Source organism: Streptomyces bikiniensis, assembly GCF_000716625.1.
GTDB classification, from domain to species: Bacteria; Actinomycetota; Actinomycetes; order Streptomycetales; family Streptomycetaceae; genus Streptomyces; species Streptomyces bikiniensis.
The window spans coordinates 304,829-320,123 of sequence record NZ_JNXJ01000008.1 but is presented as its reverse complement, the minus strand read 5'-3'; the positions used below and the strand labels follow the sequence as shown (position 1 = coordinate 320,123).

The following is a 15,295-nucleotide window of genomic DNA, read 5'->3' as shown; positions in this document are numbered from 1 at the left end:
GCGGGTCGTGGGGGTCATGCGGGGACCTCTGTGCCGAGAACGAGGTGGAGGAGGGGGAGGACGGCGTCCGCGCGCTCCCGGTCGGGGTCGGGGGCGAAGCCGGGCACGCCGGGCGCGGAGGCCCCGGGGCCCCGGGCGGCCAGCTCGCCGAGGGCGCGCCGCACCCCCGGCTCGTACGCCGCGAAGGTGCGGCGCAGCAGGGGCAGGACGTCGGTGAACGCCTCGGCCGGTACGGAGGCGAGCCAGGCGTCGACGAGGCCGCGGAGGCGCTCGTCGTGGACGAGGAGCAGTCCGCCGCCGGAGGCGGCGCCGGCGAAGCCCTCGATCCAGGCGGCGGCGTCGGGCGGCCGGGCGCCGGGCGAGAGGGCGCGGCCCATGAGGAGGGCGGCCCCGTCGTCGGGGATCCGTCCCTCGTCCAGGAGGAGCCGGGCGGCCCGGCCCCGGAGGAGGCCGGGCACCCGGTCGTGGGTGGCGAGCCGGTGCAGGACGCCGGTCCAGCGCTCGCGCGTCCCCCCGACGTCGGGCAGCAGGCCGAGGGCCTGGTGGACCTCCTCGATCCGCTCGCGCAGGGGTGCGGCGGCGCCGGCGTCGAGCCCGGCGCAGGCGGGCGGAAGGCCGACGCAGATCCGCTCGGCGAGCCCGGCGGCGACCTCGCCGAGGGCGGCGGTGCCGGTGCCCCGGACGTCGCCGTAGCGCAGGGCGCGGGCGAGGGCCGGGAGGGCGCGGGCGAGGTGGGTGACGTCGGTGTCGAGGGCGGCCCGGTCGGCGAGGGCCCGCATGACGCCGGGGAGCGCGCCGGCGAGCCCGGCGAGGAGGCAGTCCTCGGCGAGGGCGGTGATGTCGGTGAGCGTGGTGGCGGCCACCGCCCGGGCCTCGGCCCTGGCGGTGGCGGCGGCCTCGACGGTGGTGCCCCAGACGCCGGCCTCGGCGACCCGGACGTGCAGCTCGGGCTCCCAGCGCAGCCGCCAGGTCTCGCGGAAGGTGCCGGTGCCGGCCCGGCCGGGGGCCGGGGCGCCCCAGTGGACGCCGAGGAGCCGCAGCCGGTGCAGCAGGCGGCTGCGGTCGGCGTCCGTCTCCTTGCGCAGGTCGAGTGCGAGTTCGCGGTCCTGCGCCTCGGGCCTGAGGCGCAGGGAGCGCTGTCGCCGGGTCAGGTCGCGCTGGAGGGGGACGGCGGGGGCGCCCTCGGGCACCGCGCCGAGGACGTCCCCGACGACGAGGCGGTCCCGGACGAGGGCGAGCGGCGCGTCGGAGCCCTCGCAGAGGACGGCGCGGACGGCGTCGGTCGTCTCGTCGAGACCGGGGCGCGGGCGGCCGCGCAGGGCGGCGAGGGTCCCGGCGAGCCGGACGGCCTCGATGACGTGCGCGGGCGAGACGGGGTGGTCCTCGGCCCTGAGGAGGCCGGCGACCTCGGTCATCCAGCGCTCGACGGGCCGGTCGGGGGCGGTGAAGAGGTGCGCGTACCAGCCGGGGGCGTCGATGCCGGCGCCGTAGCCGGAGCGGCGGGCGAGCCTGCGGTGGGTCCAGGGGACCCAGGTCGTCCCGGTCCGCACCTTGGGCAGGCCCTTGAGGAGGGCCCGGTCGGCGGCGACGGTGGTGCGCAGGGTGAGCGCGGGGACGTGCCAGGCGCCGCAGACGACGGCGACGGAGTCCCCGAACTCCTTGCGCGCCGCGCGCAGCCGGAGCCTCATGTACGCCTCGCGGACGAGGTCGCGGGGGTGGCCGCCGTGCCCGTACGCCTCGCGCAGGGCGCCCATGGCCTCGGCGAGGGCCCGGAACGGGGCGGCGGGGTCGCCGTCGCCGCGCAGCTCGACGACGTCCTCCCACCAGCGCTCGGCGTCCTCGTACCCGGCGGCCCCGGCGAGTTCCGCGACGGGATCGATCCGCGCCCCGTCCCCGGCGACGCCCTCCTCGCCGTCGTCCCAGGTGGGGTCGGCGGCGAGGGTGTGCGCGGCGGGCAGGTCGAAGAAGCGGACGGCGGCGCCCCGGTCCAGGGCCCAGCGGATCGCGACCCATTCGGGCGAGAACTCGGCCATCGGCCAGAACGCGGCCCGGCCGGGGTCGTCCACGGCGTGGGCGAGCAGCGCGACGGGCGGCCGCATGTCCGGGTCCGCCGCGAGCTCCACCAGCGCGTCGGCCTCGGCGGGCCCCTCGATCAGCACCGCGGCGGGCCGCTCCGCCTCCAGGACGGCCCGCACCCCCCGCGCGGACCCGGGCCCGTGGTGCCGCACCCCGAGCAGCAGGGGCCCACCGGGGTCCACGCGCGGGCACCGGGGGACGGACGGGGCCGTGGTGGCGGGCGGGGGCGCGACGGCGGACGAGGAGAAGGCCGTGGGCGGAGTCATGCGCTCACCTCGCGGCAGGCGCGGTAGAGGTCCTTCCAGCCGTCTCTCTCCCGGACGACCGTCTCCAGGTACTCCTGCCAGACGATCCGGTCGGCGGCCGGATCGCGGACGACGGCGCCGAGGAGGCCGGCGGCGACGTCGGCCGGGCGCAGGACGCCGTCGCCGAAGTGGGCGGCGAGGGCGAGGCCGCCCGTGACGACGGAGATGGCCTCGGCCGTGGAGAGCGTCCCCGAGGGGGACTTGACCTTCGTGCGCCCGTCGGCGGTGACCCCGTCCCGCAGTTCGCGGAAGACGGTGACGACCCGGCGGATCTCGGCCGCCCCGTCCGGCGGGACCGGCAGTTCCAGGGAGCGGCCCAGCTGCTCGACGCGCCGGGCGACGATGGCGACCTCGTCCTCGGGGGTCGCGGGCAGCGGCAGCACGACCGTGTTGAACCGGCGGCGCAGCGCGCTGGACAGCTCGTTGACGCCCCGGTCGCGGTCGTTGGCCGTGGCGACGAGGTTGAAGCCGGGGACGGCCTGCACCTCCTCCCCCAGTTCGGGGACGGGCAGGGTCTTCTCGGACAGGATCGTGATGAGGGTGTCCTGCACGTCGGCGGGGATGCGGGTGAGTTCCTCGACGCGGACCGTCGCGCCCCGGGTCATGGCGCGCATGACGGGGCTCGGCACGAGCGCTTCCCGGTCGGGGCCGTGGGCGAGGAGCCGGGCGTAGTTCCAGCCGTACCGGATCGCCTCCTCGGGGGTGCCGGCGGTGCCCTGGACGAGGAGGGTGGAGTCGCCGCTGACGGCGGCGGCCAGGTGCTCGGAGACCCAGGTCTTGGCGGTGCCGGGGACGCCGAGGAGGAGCAGCGCCCGGTCGGTGGCGAGGGTGGTGACGGCGACTTCCACGATGCGGCGCGGACCGACGTACTTGGGCGTGATCACGGTCCCGTCGGGGAGCGTGCCGCCGAGGAGGTAGGTGGCGACGGCCCAGGGCGAGAGGCGCCAGCGGGCGGGCCGCGGCCGGTCGTCGGCCGCGGCGAGCGCCGCGAGTTCGGCGGCGAAGGCGTGCTCGGCGTGCGGCCGCAGGACCTCGGCGGAGGTCTGCGGCCGGTCCGGTGCGGTGTCCGTCTCGGCGCCGTCACCGGGCTTCGCGATGGTTTCGGGCACGGGCATGGATCCCCCTCCAGATCGTTCGACCTGCTGTGCGATCCACCGTGCACCATGCCACTGACAATCCGATGTCACGGCTGGTCAGGGGCGGTCGGAGGGGCTGACGCGCCCTCCGGTCCCGGCGCGGGTCAGCCGACGACCGGGGAGACGGCGACGCAGCCGCCCGCCATCGCCTGCTCGGCCTTGGCCTCCTTGATGACCTTGCCGTTGTGGGTGATCTTGCAGGTGAGGTCGGAGGGGTTGAGCGAGACCGGCATGACGGCCGGCGGCATGATCCCCTTCAGCGTGACCGTCTTCTTCCACGGGGTGGTGGGCTTCTTCTCCGACTCGACCTTCGGCTCCATCGCGGTGCCGCCGCCGGCGTGGTACTCGATGGTCTCGATCGCGCTGCCGGTGACCTCGTACGTGACCTCGTAGGTCTCGTTGACGGACTTGTCGACCTGGTCGACGGCCTTCTCCGCGGCCTCCGAACAGGCGCCGAGGCCGAGGGCGAGGCCGGTGACGGCGAGGGCCGAGACGGCGGTGCGGACGGTACGAGCGGTGCGCTTCATGCGGGTTCCCCCTGGTGTCTGGAGTCGATCCTGGATCCCGCGCAGAGAATCGTAAAGGAAGGGTAAAGTCAAATCCTCCCGACTCGCCCCCCGCCGCTCCCCGCCCCCTTCCCGACTCCTCGTCAACTCCCCCGTTCCGCGGCGAAACCGCAGGCCGGAGGCGTTGTCAGTGGTGGCCTCTACCGTCGTGGACATGAATGGCATGGGGGTGCGTCGGGTGTCGGACGGGGACGGGGGCGGGGGCGTGGCCGACCCCGAGGCGGCACGCCGCAGGGCCGAGCGGAGGGCGGCCCGGATCACCTCGGGGGCGCGGGAGTTGGAGCAGCGGCTCACCGATCTGCTGCGCGGCGGCCTGGCGGCGGCCGGGCAGTCCGGCCACGGCCTGTGGGAGGAGACGGCGGCCCGCATGGTCGACGCCCAGGCGCCGGGACTGGCCGGCCGGGTGCGGGAGTTGGGGGCGATACCGGGATCGGGGCCCGGCTGGCCCGTGCGGCTCCTGGAGGAGTGCGCGCTGACCCACCTCCTCGACCGGGCCTGGCTGGCCGCCGACCGGCTGCCCGCCCCCTTCGCGACGACCGTGCGGACCCGGGTCGGCCTCCCCGCCCCGGTTGCCGGAGCCCCGGTGCGCGACCACTGGCTCGTCCTCGCGCAGTACGACACGGGCGACACCCGGCTGACCACCCGGCGCGTCTGGCTGTACGGGACGGCCGGCGGGCGCACGGCGCTCGTCCTCTCGTACGGGGCGGCGGGCCGGGCGCCCCGGCTGTCCCTCCCGGTGGGCGCGGTGCTCGACGGCGAGCTGACCCTGCACACCGGCTCCGGGCAGCTGCGGGCGGAGCCGGGCGAGCGCTTCGTCCCGGTCTCCGGCCCCGCCGCCCCGCCGCCGGGCGGCCCGGTCGGCGCGGCCCTCGACGCGTACGGGCGCGCGCTGCGCGAGGACCCGTGGCTGGACGCGTGGCCCGTGACGCTGGACGGGGTCGTGCCGGCGCGGGCGGAGTACGGCTGGCAGCTCGCCGACGCGGACGGGCGCGAGGCCCTGCCCCTGACGTCCGACGCCCAGTCCCGCCCGGGCCTCTGGCGGCTCGTCGCCCTGTCCGGCGGCGCCCCGGTGACCGTCTTCGGGGAGTGCGGGCACCGGGGGTTCACCCCGCTCGCCGCCTGGTCACCGGAGGCGCCGGTGGAGACGGTGCCCCTCGCATGAGCCCGTGGCCCCACGGCCCACCGCCCACGACCCACCGCCCACCGCCCACCGCAGCCGATCACCGATCACCGACCGCTCGGAGGAGCCCGATGGACACCACCGCCCCCGACCGCCCCTGGGAGGAACTCGTCACCTCGGCGCTGCTCGGAACGGACCGGCGGACACCCCTCGGGCCCGTGCGTTCGGCGGGCGGCGACAGGAGGGAAGCCGACACGACGGACCCCGGCGCCACAGGCGGTGAAGCGACGGGCCCCGGCGCGACGGACGGTGACACGACGGACCCCGGCGCGACAGGCGGTGACGCGGCGGATCACGGCACGGCGGCTGGTGCCGCAGCGGGTGGCGACGCGGCGGGCGCGCTGCTCGACGCCGCCGCGCTGCACACCGTGCGGCGCAGGGCGGGACTGCGCCCCGGGCCCGCCGCGCCCCTGCCGGAGCCCGCACCGGAGGACCCGCGCGTGCCGCTGCCCGAGGCGGCCCGGCGGCGCCTCGACCAGCTGCTCGCGGGCCGGACCGCGCCCTCGCCCGCCGGGCGGCGCGGAGCCGCGCCCGACCTCGCCGAACTGCTCCCCCAGTGGCTGGCCCTCGCCGAGGAGCACGGCTACAAGGCGCCCGCCGCCGCCCTGCCCGCGCTCCTGGACGCGGCCAGGGCCCGCACCGATCTGCGCCCCTCGGCCCTCCGGTTCGCGGGACCGCGCGGACTGTGGCTGGCCCGGCTCAACCCCGAGTGGAGGTTCGCCCTCCGCGGTACGGGGGCGGCCGGTGCCCTCCCGTCCCCCCGGGACGCGGAGGGGGTGCGGGCCCTGTGGGACGAGGGCCTGTTCGCCGAACGGGTCGCCCTGCTCACCGCCGTACGGAACGACGATCCGGCCGCCGGCCTCGCCCTCCTCGCCTCCACCTGGGCCACGGAGCGGGCGGAGGACCGGTTGATGTTCCTCGACTCGCTGCGGGCCGGACTGTCCGACGCGGACGAGGAGTTCCTGGAGGAGGCCCTCGGCGACCGCAGCCGGAACGTCCGCGCCACCGCCGCCGAACTCCTCTCCGCGCTTCCCGCCTCCGCCCTCGCGGGCCGGATGGCGGCCAGGGCCCTGACCTGCGTCGGCCTCGACCGGACGGCCGACGTGCCGACGATCGGCGTCGAGGCCCCGCACGAGTGCGACGCGGCGATGCAGCGGGACGGCGTCGTGGCGGTCCCCCCGGCGGGTCGGGGCGAGCGCTCCTGGTGGCTGGGCAGGATCGTCGAGTCCGCCCCGCTCTCCTGCTGGCCGGCCAGGTTCGGGGGGCGCTCCCCGGAGGAGATCGTGGCCCTGCCGGTCGCCGACGGGTGGCGGGACGAGCTGCACGCGGCCTGGTGCAGGGCGGCCGTGCGGCAGCGGGACGCGGACTGGTCGCGCGCGCTGCTCGGTCCGCCCGCGGTCCCGCCCGCGACCGGGCCCGGCACCTCGTCGCTCGCCGAGCGGGCCAGGCTCCTGTCGATGCTGCCCCCGGAGGAACGGGCGGGCTGGGTCGCCCGGTTCGTCGCGGCCCACGGCCTGTCGGAGGCGTTCCAGCTCCTCGGCGTCTGCGCCGTGCCGTGGGCGGAGCCGCTCGGCGAGGCGGTGACCGACGCCCTGGACGTCGCGCGGGAGGCGGGCGGTTACCCGTGGAGCTTCAGCGGGGTGATGGGCCTCGCCGAGCGCTGCCTCGCCCCGGAGGCGGCCGGGCACCTCGAACCCCTGGCGGCCCGTCCGGACGAGGCGGAGGACATCGTCCCGGGAGCGGGCGGCTACTGGTCGGAGGCCTTCCGGCGCCTGGTCTCCACACTCCGCCTGCGCGCCGCGATACGCGCCGAACTCGCGCCGCCCGCCTGAGGGTCCGTACGGAGACGGCGAAGGGCCCTCCCGCGGGGGAGGGCCCTGGACGGCGAGGGGGCGCGACGCGCACGGGCCGGGGTACTGCGCGGCCGCGCGAACGGCCGGGCGCCAGGCGTCCGGGCGCGGACCGCCTCCCGCGTACCCGCGTGAACGGACCGGGTACACGACCACCCGAACCAACCGGGTCCCGGACGCGCGGACCAGGTCTCCGGACGCGCGGACCGCGTCCTACGCGGCCACGCGGACGTTCGCGTTCACCCAGTCGACGATGGACGCCGTCGTCGCGCCCGGGGTGAAGATCTCCGCCACGCCCTTCTCCTTCAGCGGCGCGATGTCCGCCTCCGGGATGATGCCGCCGCCGAAGACCTTGATGTCCTCCGCGTCACGGTCCTTGAGGAGCTCCAGGACCTTCACGAAGAGGGTGTTGTGCGCGCCCGAGAGGATGGAGAGGCCGATCGCGTCGGCGTCCTCCTGGATCGCGGTGTCGACGATCTGCTCGGGCGTCTGGTGGAGCCCCGTGTAGATGACCTCCATGCCGGCGTCCCGCAGCGCTCGCGCGATCACCTTGGCCCCGCGATCGTGGCCGTCGAGACCCGGCTTGGCCACCACCACGCGGATCGGACCGGTCACACCCATCACTGCCTCCACATGCGACCCCCGCGCCTCTTTGCCGGGGAGGTGAACGAACGTTATCCCCAGCATCCCGCAAGCGGCCGTTTCGCGGCAGCCACCGAGGGGGAAATCACACGTGGGACATGTTCGCTCCGCGCCGATCCCGCTTCCGGGCCCTCCTCCTGGGCCCACCAGCCGCAGGCGGGACCGGTTGCGAAAGGAGCCGCGACGTGGTCGCCGCGCCTCCGTGCCGCCGTCCGTGCGGCGCGGGGGCGCGGCGCACCGGCCACACCGTCCGGCCCCGCACGCCGTTCGGAGGCCGGCCATGGAGTTCGCCAAGGTCACCACCCTGATGAAGGCCACCGCGCTCGAGCTCGCGATCCTCACCGGCCATCTCGCCCTCTACCCCACCGGGATCGCGGCCGAGCGCCTCGCGCCCGCTCCGCCCGACGCGCCGGCCGGGGGACCCGCCCGGGGCAGGCGTCCCGTCCTGCTCCTGCACGGTTTCGTCGACAACCGCTCCGTCTTCGTCCTGCTGCGCCGCTCCCTCGCACGGCACGGCCGTAACGGGATCGAGTCGCTCAACTACTCACCGCTCACCTGCGACCTGCGGGCCGCCGCCGAACTCCTCGGCCGCCGGGTGGACGAGATCCGCGCCCGTACGGGTCACGCCGAGGTCGACATCGTCGGCCACAGCCTCGGCGGGCTGATCGCCCGCTATTACGTGCAGTGCCTCGGCGGTGACGCGCGGGTGCGGACCCTGGTCATGCTCGGCACCCCGCACGCGGGCACGACTATGGCCCGGCTCGCCGCCGCCCACCCGCTGGTGCGGCAGATGCGGCCCGGTTCCGAGGTGCTGCGGGAGCTGGCGGGCCCCGCGCGCGGCTGCCGGACCAGGTTCGTGAGCTTCTGGAGCGATCTGGACCAGGTGATGGTGCCGGTGGAGACCGCCCGCCTCGACCATCCCGACCTGGTGGTGCACAACGTACGGGTGAGCGGCATCGGCCATCTCGCGCTGCCCGTGCACCCCACGGTGGCCGCCGGGGTCCGCGAGGCGCTCGATGCCGAGGCCCCCGGAGTCCCGACCGGCCGGGGAGAGGAGCCGGGCGCCTCCTCCGTGGCCTGACCGGAAGCCGCCGCGCGGACGCCTCGCCAACGCCTCGCCAACGCCTCGCCGACGTCGCGTAGACGTTCCGTGGACACACCGTGGCCGCCCGTTCACAGGGCATCGACGGTGTCGACACCCCTTCGCCCGACCGTGCGACACCCCTGTTCGAACGCTTCTCGAACACAAGGCCAAAGCTCTCTCCGTGAGCTGGCGAAACACGACCGATTGCCCGTTTCCTGCGTCCGCGGATCCCGCCGAAGATTGTCCGCCGCGCATACCGCCGGGTACAGTCGCGCCACTGCTTACCCCCGGGACACCCCTCGTCGGGCCCGCCCCGGACTGGTCCTGCTGCCGAGGCGAGAGAGACGTTGGTGAACGACCAGCACCCCCACGCCGGGTACGTCGGAGACGACGCCCACACCACTGGCAGTTTCGCCGCAGACCCGCTGTTCGGCACGTATCCCGGTGGTCAGGCCGACCACAGCGGCCAGTGGGACCTCGGCCCGTACGGCACCACCGGGCAGTACGACACCACCGGTCAGTGGAACGTCGGGACCCCCGCCTACGGGACCACCGGTTCCCACGAGGGGTACGAGGCCCACGAGACCGGCGCGGCGCAGTACGACACGACCGGCCAGTACGACACCACCGGCCAGTACGACACGACGGGCCGGTACGACACCACCGGTCAGTGGGACGCCTCCGCCTGGACCGAGGCCCGGCACGCCGGCCCGTACGAGACCGCCCACGCCGGCGCGTACGCCGCCCAGGGCGCGTACGGCTACGAGGCCTACGACGCCACCGGCCAGTGGGCCGCCCCCGGCTTCGCGACGGAGACCGGCGCCTACGACGCGACCGCGTGGAACCACCCGGCCCCGGAGCCCGAGCCGGTCGTCCCCCACCAGTACACCCCGGAGACGGAGCAACTCGCCGAGCACACCGCCGAGTTCTCCTTCGACTACCCCTCCGAACACCCTTCCGGTACGGAGCCGGGCGGGTTCGCCGACACCGGTGCCGAAGACGGCCTCGACGACGCCGAAGCGCTCGAAGGGTTCGAAGGGCGCGAAGACGGCGAGACCCACGACGCCGACGAGGAACCCCACGGCGAGCCCGTCGTCGAGATCCGCACCGACTCCCCCGCCGGCCGCCCCGTACGCCGTTCCTCCGGCGGCGGTCGCGGCCGTCGCCGTACCCCCGCCAAGCGGTCCGCGCTGCTGACCGTCGCCGTCCCCTCCGCCTGCGTCATGGGGGTCGCCGGCATCGCCGCCGCGTCCGTCGGCGGGCTCCCCGGCACCGGCACCGGGGGCGAGAAGAAGGACAACACGACCGCGCTCGCCGCCGCCCCGGACGCCGTCAAGCCGGTCGTCGCCAACAACGCCTTCAACACCCAGCTCGACGCCCTCGACACCGACGCCCGCGACTTCGGCAGCCGCGTCAGCCGCACCCAGGAGCGCATCGACCTCAAGGTCCGCCAGGCGGCCGAGAAGAAGAAGCGCGAGGAGGAGGCGGCCCGCAAGGAGGCGATGCGCCCCAAGTTCGCGCTGCCGGTGAAGCTCCACCGGCTCAGCGCGCGCTTCGGCCAGTCGGGCGTCAACTGGATGTCCGTGCACACCGGCATCGACTTCCCCGTGTTCAGCGGCACGCCCGTGATGGCCGCGACGGACGGCACCGTCCGCACCCAGCTGAACAGCGCGTACGGCAACATGGTGATCGTGACCGCCCCGGACGGCACCGAGACCTGGTACTGCCACCTCAGCAGCGCCAAGATCCGCTCCGGTTACGTGAAGGCCGGCGAGGTCATCGCGTACTCCGGCGACTCCGGCAACTCCACCGGCCCGCACCTGCACTTCGAGGTCCGGCCGGGCGGCGGTTACGCGATCGACCCGCTGGCGTGGCTGCGCAGCCACGGCCTGGATCCGACCGGCTGACCCCTGCTCACGGGAAGAGGGCCCCGACCGGAGTCGGGGCCCTCTTCCCGTGTGCGCTCGTCCGCCCTACAGCTTCTCGACCGGCGCGTACCGCAGCAGCAGCCGCTTCGGCTTGTCGTCACCGAAGTCGATCGTCGCCTGGGCGTCGGCGCCCGTGCCGGTCACGGCGGTGACCGTGCCGAGGCCGAACTGGTCGTGCGTGACCCGGTCGCCCACCTGGAGCGAGATCACCGGCTTCTCGCCGGCCCGCCGCGTGGCGAACCCGGAGGGGCCGGAGCGGGCGCGGGAGGAGGAGAACGAGGAGGTGATGCCCGAGGTCGGCCCGGCGGGCTTCGCCATCGGACCGGTCCGCTTCCACTCCAGGTGCGTGGGCGGGATCTCCTCCAGGAAGCGCGAGGCCGGGTTGTACGAGGGCTGGCCCCAGGCGCTGCGCATCGCCGAGCGGGTGAGGTACAGCCGCTCACGCGCGCGCGTGATGCCCACGTACGCGAGGCGCCGCTCCTCCTCCAGCTCCTTCGTCTGGCCGAGGGCGCGCATGTGCGGGAAGACGCCGTCCTCCATGCCGGTCAGGAACACCACCGGGAATTCGAGGCCCTTGGCGGTGTGCAGCGTCATGAGGGTGATGACGCCCCGGCCCTCCTCGTCCTCGTCGGGGATCTGGTCGGAGTCGGCGACGAGGGCGACCTGCTCCAGGAACTCGGCGAGGGTCGCGGGCTCCTCGCCCCGCTCCTGCTCGAACTCCAGGGCGACGGAGGCGAGTTCCTGGAGGTTCTCGATCCGGGTCTCGTCCTGCGGATCGGTCGAGGCCTGGAGTTCGGCCAGGTAGCCGGTCCGCTCCAGGACGGCCTCCAGGACGACGGCGGGTCCGGCGCCGGACTCGACGACGGTGCGCAGCTCGTCCATGAGCGCGTTGAAGCGCTTGACGGCGTTCGCGGAGCGCGCTGCCATGCCGTACGCCTCGTCCACCCGCTTGAGGGCCTGCGGGAAGGTGATCCTCTCGCGGAGCGAGAGGGCGTCGATCATCGCCTCGGCGCGCTCTCCGATGCCCCGCTTGGGGACGTTGAGGATGCGGCGCAGCGGGACGTTGTCCTCGGGGTTGGCGAGGACGCGCAGGTACGCGAGGACGTCCCGGACCTCCTTGCGCTCGTAGAAGCGCACGCCGCCGACGACCTTGTAGGGCAGGCCGACGCGGATGAAGATCTCCTCGAAGACGCGGGACTGGGCGTTGGTCCGGTAGAAGACGGCGACGTCCCCGGCCCTGGCCTCGCCCGCGTCCGTGAGCCGGTCGATCTCGTCGGCGACGAACTGGGCCTCGTCGTGCTCGGTGTCCGCGACGTAGCCGGTGATCCGCGCGCCCTCGCCCGCGTTGGTCCACAGGTTCTTGGGGCGGCGGGACTCGTTGCGCTCGATGACGGCGTTGGCGGCCGACAGGATCGTCTGCGTGGAGCGGTAGTTCTGCTCCAGGAGGATCGTGGTCGCGTCCGGGTAGTCCTCCTCGAACTGGAGGATGTTGCGGATGGTGGCGCCGCGGAAGGCGTAGATCGACTGGTCGGCGTCGCCCACCACGCACAGCTCGGCCGGGCCGAGGTCGTCGTAGCCGGTGCCGACCAGCTCGCGCACCAGGGTGTACTGGGCGTGGTTGGTGTCCTGGTACTCGTCGACGAGGACGTGGCGGAAGCGGCGGCGGTAGTGCTCGGCGACGTCGGGGAACGCCTGGAGCAGGTGGACCGTCGTCATGATGATGTCGTCGAAGTCCAGGGCGTTGGCCTCGCGCAGCCGCGCCTGGTACATCCGGTAGGCCTCGGCGAGCGTCTTCTCGAAGCCGTCCTGCGCCTGGTCGGCGAAGGTCTCCTCGTCGATCAGCTCGTTCTTGAGGTTCGAGATCTTGGCGCTGAACGACTTCGGCGGGAACTTCTTCGGGTCGAGGTCCAGGTCGCGGCAGACCAGGGCCATCAGGCGCTTGGAGTCGGCGGCGTCGTAGATCGAGAAGGAGGAGGTGAAGCCGAGCCGCTTCGACTCGCGGCGCAGGATCCGGACGCACGCGCTGTGGAAGGTCATGACCCACATGGCGTTGGCGCGCGGGCCGACGAGCTGCTCGACGCGCTCCTTCATCTCGCCGGCGGCCTTGTTGGTGAAGGTGATCGCCAGTATCTGGCCGGGGTGGACGTGCCGCGTGCCCAGGAGGTGGGCGATGCGGTGGGTGAGCACCCGGGTCTTGCCGGAGCCGGCGCCCGCGACGATGAGCAGCGGGGTGCCGGTGTGCACGACGGCGGCGCGCTGCTGTTCGTTCAGCCCCTCCAGGAGCGCGGCGGGGTCCACGACGGGGCGCGGGGCGCCGTCGCGGTAGTACGCGTCCCGGGGCGGGGGCGCGTCGAAGTGCTCCCCGAAGAGGTCGTGCGGGACCTCCTCCGGGGCCGGGGAGCCCTGCTCGTCGTCCTCGGGGTGGGGCGGGGGCTCCTCCGAGGAGTTCTGGAGACCGGCCAGGAAGCTGTCGTCAAAGAGGCTGCTCATCGCCTCACGAGTCTAGGACGCCGGGCCGACATCCGGGTCCGCTTCGGGGGGCGGTCCGTGCGGCCGGGGTGCGGAACGGGTCACACCGGGGGCGCGGGTCGCGGGTGCGGCTCAGGTCCAGAGGGTCGCGATGAAGATGTTCGCCGTGGTCAGGCCGCCGACGGCCGCGAAGAGGCTCTTGTCGACCTTCTCGTCGTCCCGCTTCACGTAGACCAGGCCGAGGATCACGACGAGGATCGCGAGCTTGATGCCGATCTTGAGGTTGTTCACGGTCTGGTCGTCGGCCTGGTTCAGGCCGACGAGCGCGACGCCCGTGACCAGCATGGTCAGCGCGCCGTGCAGCATCGCGGGGCTGAAACGGGCCGTACCGGCGCCCATCGCCTTCATCTGGGTCAGGAAGCCGCCGAGGAGGGAGGCGATGCCGATGACGTGCAGGGCGACGAAGACATTGATGAGTACGTCCATGGGGCGGAGCCTAACCGGGCCTCCGGACCCCCTTCCGGGTGGGTCCACCGCTCTCCGGCACCCGGGCCGACCCCCAGGCCTCTCCCCGTTCCGCTACCCGACCACATGCCCGTACGTCCGCCGGAAGGGCCCTGTCCCGTCACCCGGCGAAAGAGTTCGGTCCCCACACGTCAACTGTCGCCAATAGCGGTCAATCCGTCATCCGGGCGTGACCCCGCGCCTAGCGTCCTCCACCAGGTGACCGGCTCCCCACCCCGCCGGCAGGTCGGCGGTCGTCGGTCACCCCCGCCGAGAAAACCGGCGGCGGCCCGTCCCCCTGTGCGGACCGCCGCCGGCCCGGCGCACCCCGTCCCCCAGGGAAGAGGATGTGACCCGCCCTCGTGGCAGCACACCGAAAGTCCGCACAGTCCCTCCTCGGTGGCCGGGCGGTCCGCACCGCCGCCACCCTCGCCCTCGCCTCGGCTGCGACGGCGACGCTCTTCGAAGGGTCCGGCCACGCGGACCCCCGGCCCACCGCCGCCCAGGTCAGGGCGCAGGTCGACCGGCTCTACGAGGAGGCCGGGGCCGCGACCGAGCGGTACAACGGGGCGAAGGAGAAGGCGGACGAGGCGCGCGCCGCCTTCGACCGGCTGCGCGACGAGGCCGCCCGCAGGACCCGGCGCCTCAACGACGCGCGGGACGCCCTCGGGGCCGTGGCCGCCGCCCAGTACCGCTCCGGGGGGCTCGACCCGACGGTGCGGCTCGTCCTCACCTCCGACCCGGACCAGTACCTGGCGCGGGCCGCGCTCGCCGAGAAGGCCGGCGACCGGCAGGCGGCCGCGATCCGGGCCGTACGGCGCGAGCTCGGCGCGATCGGGCAGCTGCGCGGCGAGTCGGCGGAACGGCTGACCGCCCTGCGCGGACACGAGGCCGAGCTGCGACGGCAGAAGGCGGCCGTCCTCGGCAGGCTGGGGTCGGCCAGGACCCTGCTCGCCCGGCTCACCGCGGAGGAACGGGCCCGGTACGAGGCCGCCACCGCCGCCCGGAACGTCTCCGGCCCCTCGGACCGGACGGCCGGGACGAACCCGGCCGACACCTCGGCCCCCGCGCGGGCCGACCGCTCCTCCGGTGGCGCGCGCGGACCGGTGAGCGCCCCGGACTCCCGCGCCGCCCAGGCCATCACCTTCGCCCGCGCCCAGCTCGGCAAGCCGTACGTGTGGGGGGCGACGGGCCCTTCCGGGTACGACTGTTCGGGCCTCACCCAGGCGGCCTGGCGCGCGGCCGGCGTCTCCCTGCCCCGCACGACGTACACCCAGATCAACGCCGGCAAGCGGGTCTCCCGCTCCCAGCTCGCCCCCGGTGACCTGGTCTTCTTCTACTCCGGGATCAGCCACGTCGGGCTCTACGTCGGCGGCGGCCAGATGATCCACGCCCCCCGGCCCGGCGCCCCGATCCGGGTCGCCCCGATCGACGAGATGCCCTTCGCCGGAGCGACCCGCGTGGGCTGACGCCCGGGCCCGGCCCGCCGCACGCCCGTCCACCACCCCGGCAGGGCACGGTCCCGGGCCCCGGACCCACCGCGCCCCAGGTGCGG

Annotated in this window: 10 protein-coding genes and 1 pseudogene; 5 read left to right on the top strand and 6 right to left on the bottom strand. The window is 74.9% G+C overall.

All coding sequences use genetic code 11. From position 1 onward, the window contains the following. Positions 1 to 14: 14 nt before the first annotated feature. The 3 genes from OO47_RS08940 to OO47_RS08930 all read right to left on the bottom strand — a co-directional run bounded on the left by OO47_RS08940 (position 15) and on the right by OO47_RS08930 (position 4,044). Entirely contained in the window at positions 15 to 2,342 is a 2,328-nt protein-coding gene (locus OO47_RS08940; protein WP_030209201.1) for a DUF5682 family protein, read from the bottom strand. Then, positions 2,339 to 3,496: an ATP-binding protein gene (locus OO47_RS08935; RefSeq protein WP_033208457.1), complete on the bottom strand. Its 1,158-nt coding sequence runs from the start codon at positions 3,494 to 3,496 to the stop codon at positions 2,339 to 2,341. The genes OO47_RS08940 and OO47_RS08935 overlap by 4 nt, the downstream gene beginning before the upstream one ends. A gap of 125 nt (positions 3,497 to 3,621) precedes the next feature. After that, positions 3,622 to 4,044 carry an MmpS family transport accessory protein gene (locus OO47_RS08930; RefSeq protein WP_030209196.1) on the bottom strand — a complete coding sequence of 141 codons (423 nt, stop codon included), beginning with the start codon at positions 4,042 to 4,044 and terminating at the stop codon, positions 3,622 to 3,624. A gap of 232 nt (positions 4,045 to 4,276) precedes the next feature. On the opposite strand from OO47_RS08930, the pseudogene OO47_RS08925 reads away from it, so the two are divergent. After that, positions 4,277 to 5,245 (top strand): annotated as a pseudogene (locus OO47_RS08925) (SWIM zinc finger family protein); the annotation flags it as partial. Positions 5,246 to 5,334: 89 nt separating this feature from the next. After that, positions 5,335 to 7,095 carry a DUF5691 domain-containing protein gene (locus OO47_RS08920; protein ID WP_030209192.1) on the top strand — a complete coding sequence of 587 codons (1,761 nt, stop codon included), beginning with the start codon at positions 5,335 to 5,337 and terminating at the stop codon, positions 7,093 to 7,095. 231 nt (positions 7,096 to 7,326) lie between these two features. On the opposite strand, the gene OO47_RS08915 is transcribed toward OO47_RS08920, so the two are convergent. Beyond that, entirely contained in the window at positions 7,327 to 7,734 is a 408-nt protein-coding gene (locus OO47_RS08915; protein WP_030209190.1) for a cobalamin B12-binding domain-containing protein, read from the bottom strand. Positions 7,735 to 8,035: 301 nt separating this feature from the next. Here OO47_RS08915 and OO47_RS08910 point away from each other — a divergent pair, with 301 nt between their 5' ends. Both OO47_RS08910 and OO47_RS08905 read left to right on the top strand, forming a co-directional pair. Continuing rightward, complete coding sequence (locus tag OO47_RS08910) at positions 8,036 to 8,836, top strand: lipase family alpha/beta hydrolase (protein WP_030209188.1); 801 nt, start codon at positions 8,036 to 8,038, stop codon at positions 8,834 to 8,836. Positions 8,837 to 9,189: 353 nt separating this feature from the next. Then, the gene (locus OO47_RS08905; protein ID WP_030209186.1) at positions 9,190 to 10,746 is read left to right on the top strand and encodes a M23 family metallopeptidase; all 1,557 of its coding nucleotides are present in this window, start codon (positions 9,190 to 9,192) and stop codon (positions 10,744 to 10,746) included. Between the two features lie 66 nt (positions 10,747 to 10,812). Here OO47_RS08905 and pcrA read toward each other — a convergent pair whose 3' ends face one another. Beyond that, positions 10,813 to 13,257, bottom strand: a complete 2,445-nt coding sequence (gene pcrA, locus OO47_RS08900; RefSeq protein ID WP_030209184.1) for a DNA helicase PcrA — start codon at positions 13,255 to 13,257, stop codon at positions 10,813 to 10,815. A 111-nt stretch (positions 13,258 to 13,368) separates the two neighbouring features. Next, the gene (locus OO47_RS08895; RefSeq protein WP_030209182.1) at positions 13,369 to 13,722 is read right to left on the bottom strand and encodes a hypothetical protein; all 354 of its coding nucleotides are present in this window, start codon (positions 13,720 to 13,722) and stop codon (positions 13,369 to 13,371) included. Positions 13,723 to 14,102: 380 nt separating this feature from the next. Between OO47_RS08895 and OO47_RS08890 the strand changes: the two genes are divergently transcribed. After that, the gene (locus OO47_RS08890; RefSeq protein WP_030209180.1) at positions 14,103 to 15,209 is read left to right on the top strand and encodes a C40 family peptidase; all 1,107 of its coding nucleotides are present in this window, start codon (positions 14,103 to 14,105) and stop codon (positions 15,207 to 15,209) included. Positions 15,210 to 15,295 lie beyond the last annotated feature (86 nt).

Coding starts and splice junctions, on each gene's coding strand:
- OO47_RS08940 (WP_030209201.1), bottom strand. CDS start 2,342: ATGACTCCGCCCACGGCCTTCTCCTCGTCCGCCGTCGCGCCCCCGCCC.
- OO47_RS08935 (WP_033208457.1), bottom strand. CDS start 3,496: ATGCCCGTGCCCGAAACCATCGCGAAGCCCGGTGACGGCGCCGAGACG.
- OO47_RS08930 (WP_030209196.1), bottom strand. CDS start 4,044: ATGAAGCGCACCGCTCGTACCGTCCGCACCGCCGTCTCGGCCCTCGCC.
- OO47_RS08920 (WP_030209192.1), top strand. CDS start 5,335: ATGGACACCACCGCCCCCGACCGCCCCTGGGAGGAACTCGTCACCTCG.
- OO47_RS08915 (WP_030209190.1), bottom strand. CDS start 7,734: ATGGGTGTGACCGGTCCGATCCGCGTGGTGGTGGCCAAGCCGGGTCTC.
- OO47_RS08910 (WP_030209188.1), top strand. CDS start 8,036: ATGGAGTTCGCCAAGGTCACCACCCTGATGAAGGCCACCGCGCTCGAG.
- pcrA (WP_030209184.1), bottom strand. CDS start 13,257: ATGAGCAGCCTCTTTGACGACAGCTTCCTGGCCGGTCTCCAGAACTCC.
- OO47_RS08895 (WP_030209182.1), bottom strand. CDS start 13,722: ATGGACGTACTCATCAATGTCTTCGTCGCCCTGCACGTCATCGGCATC.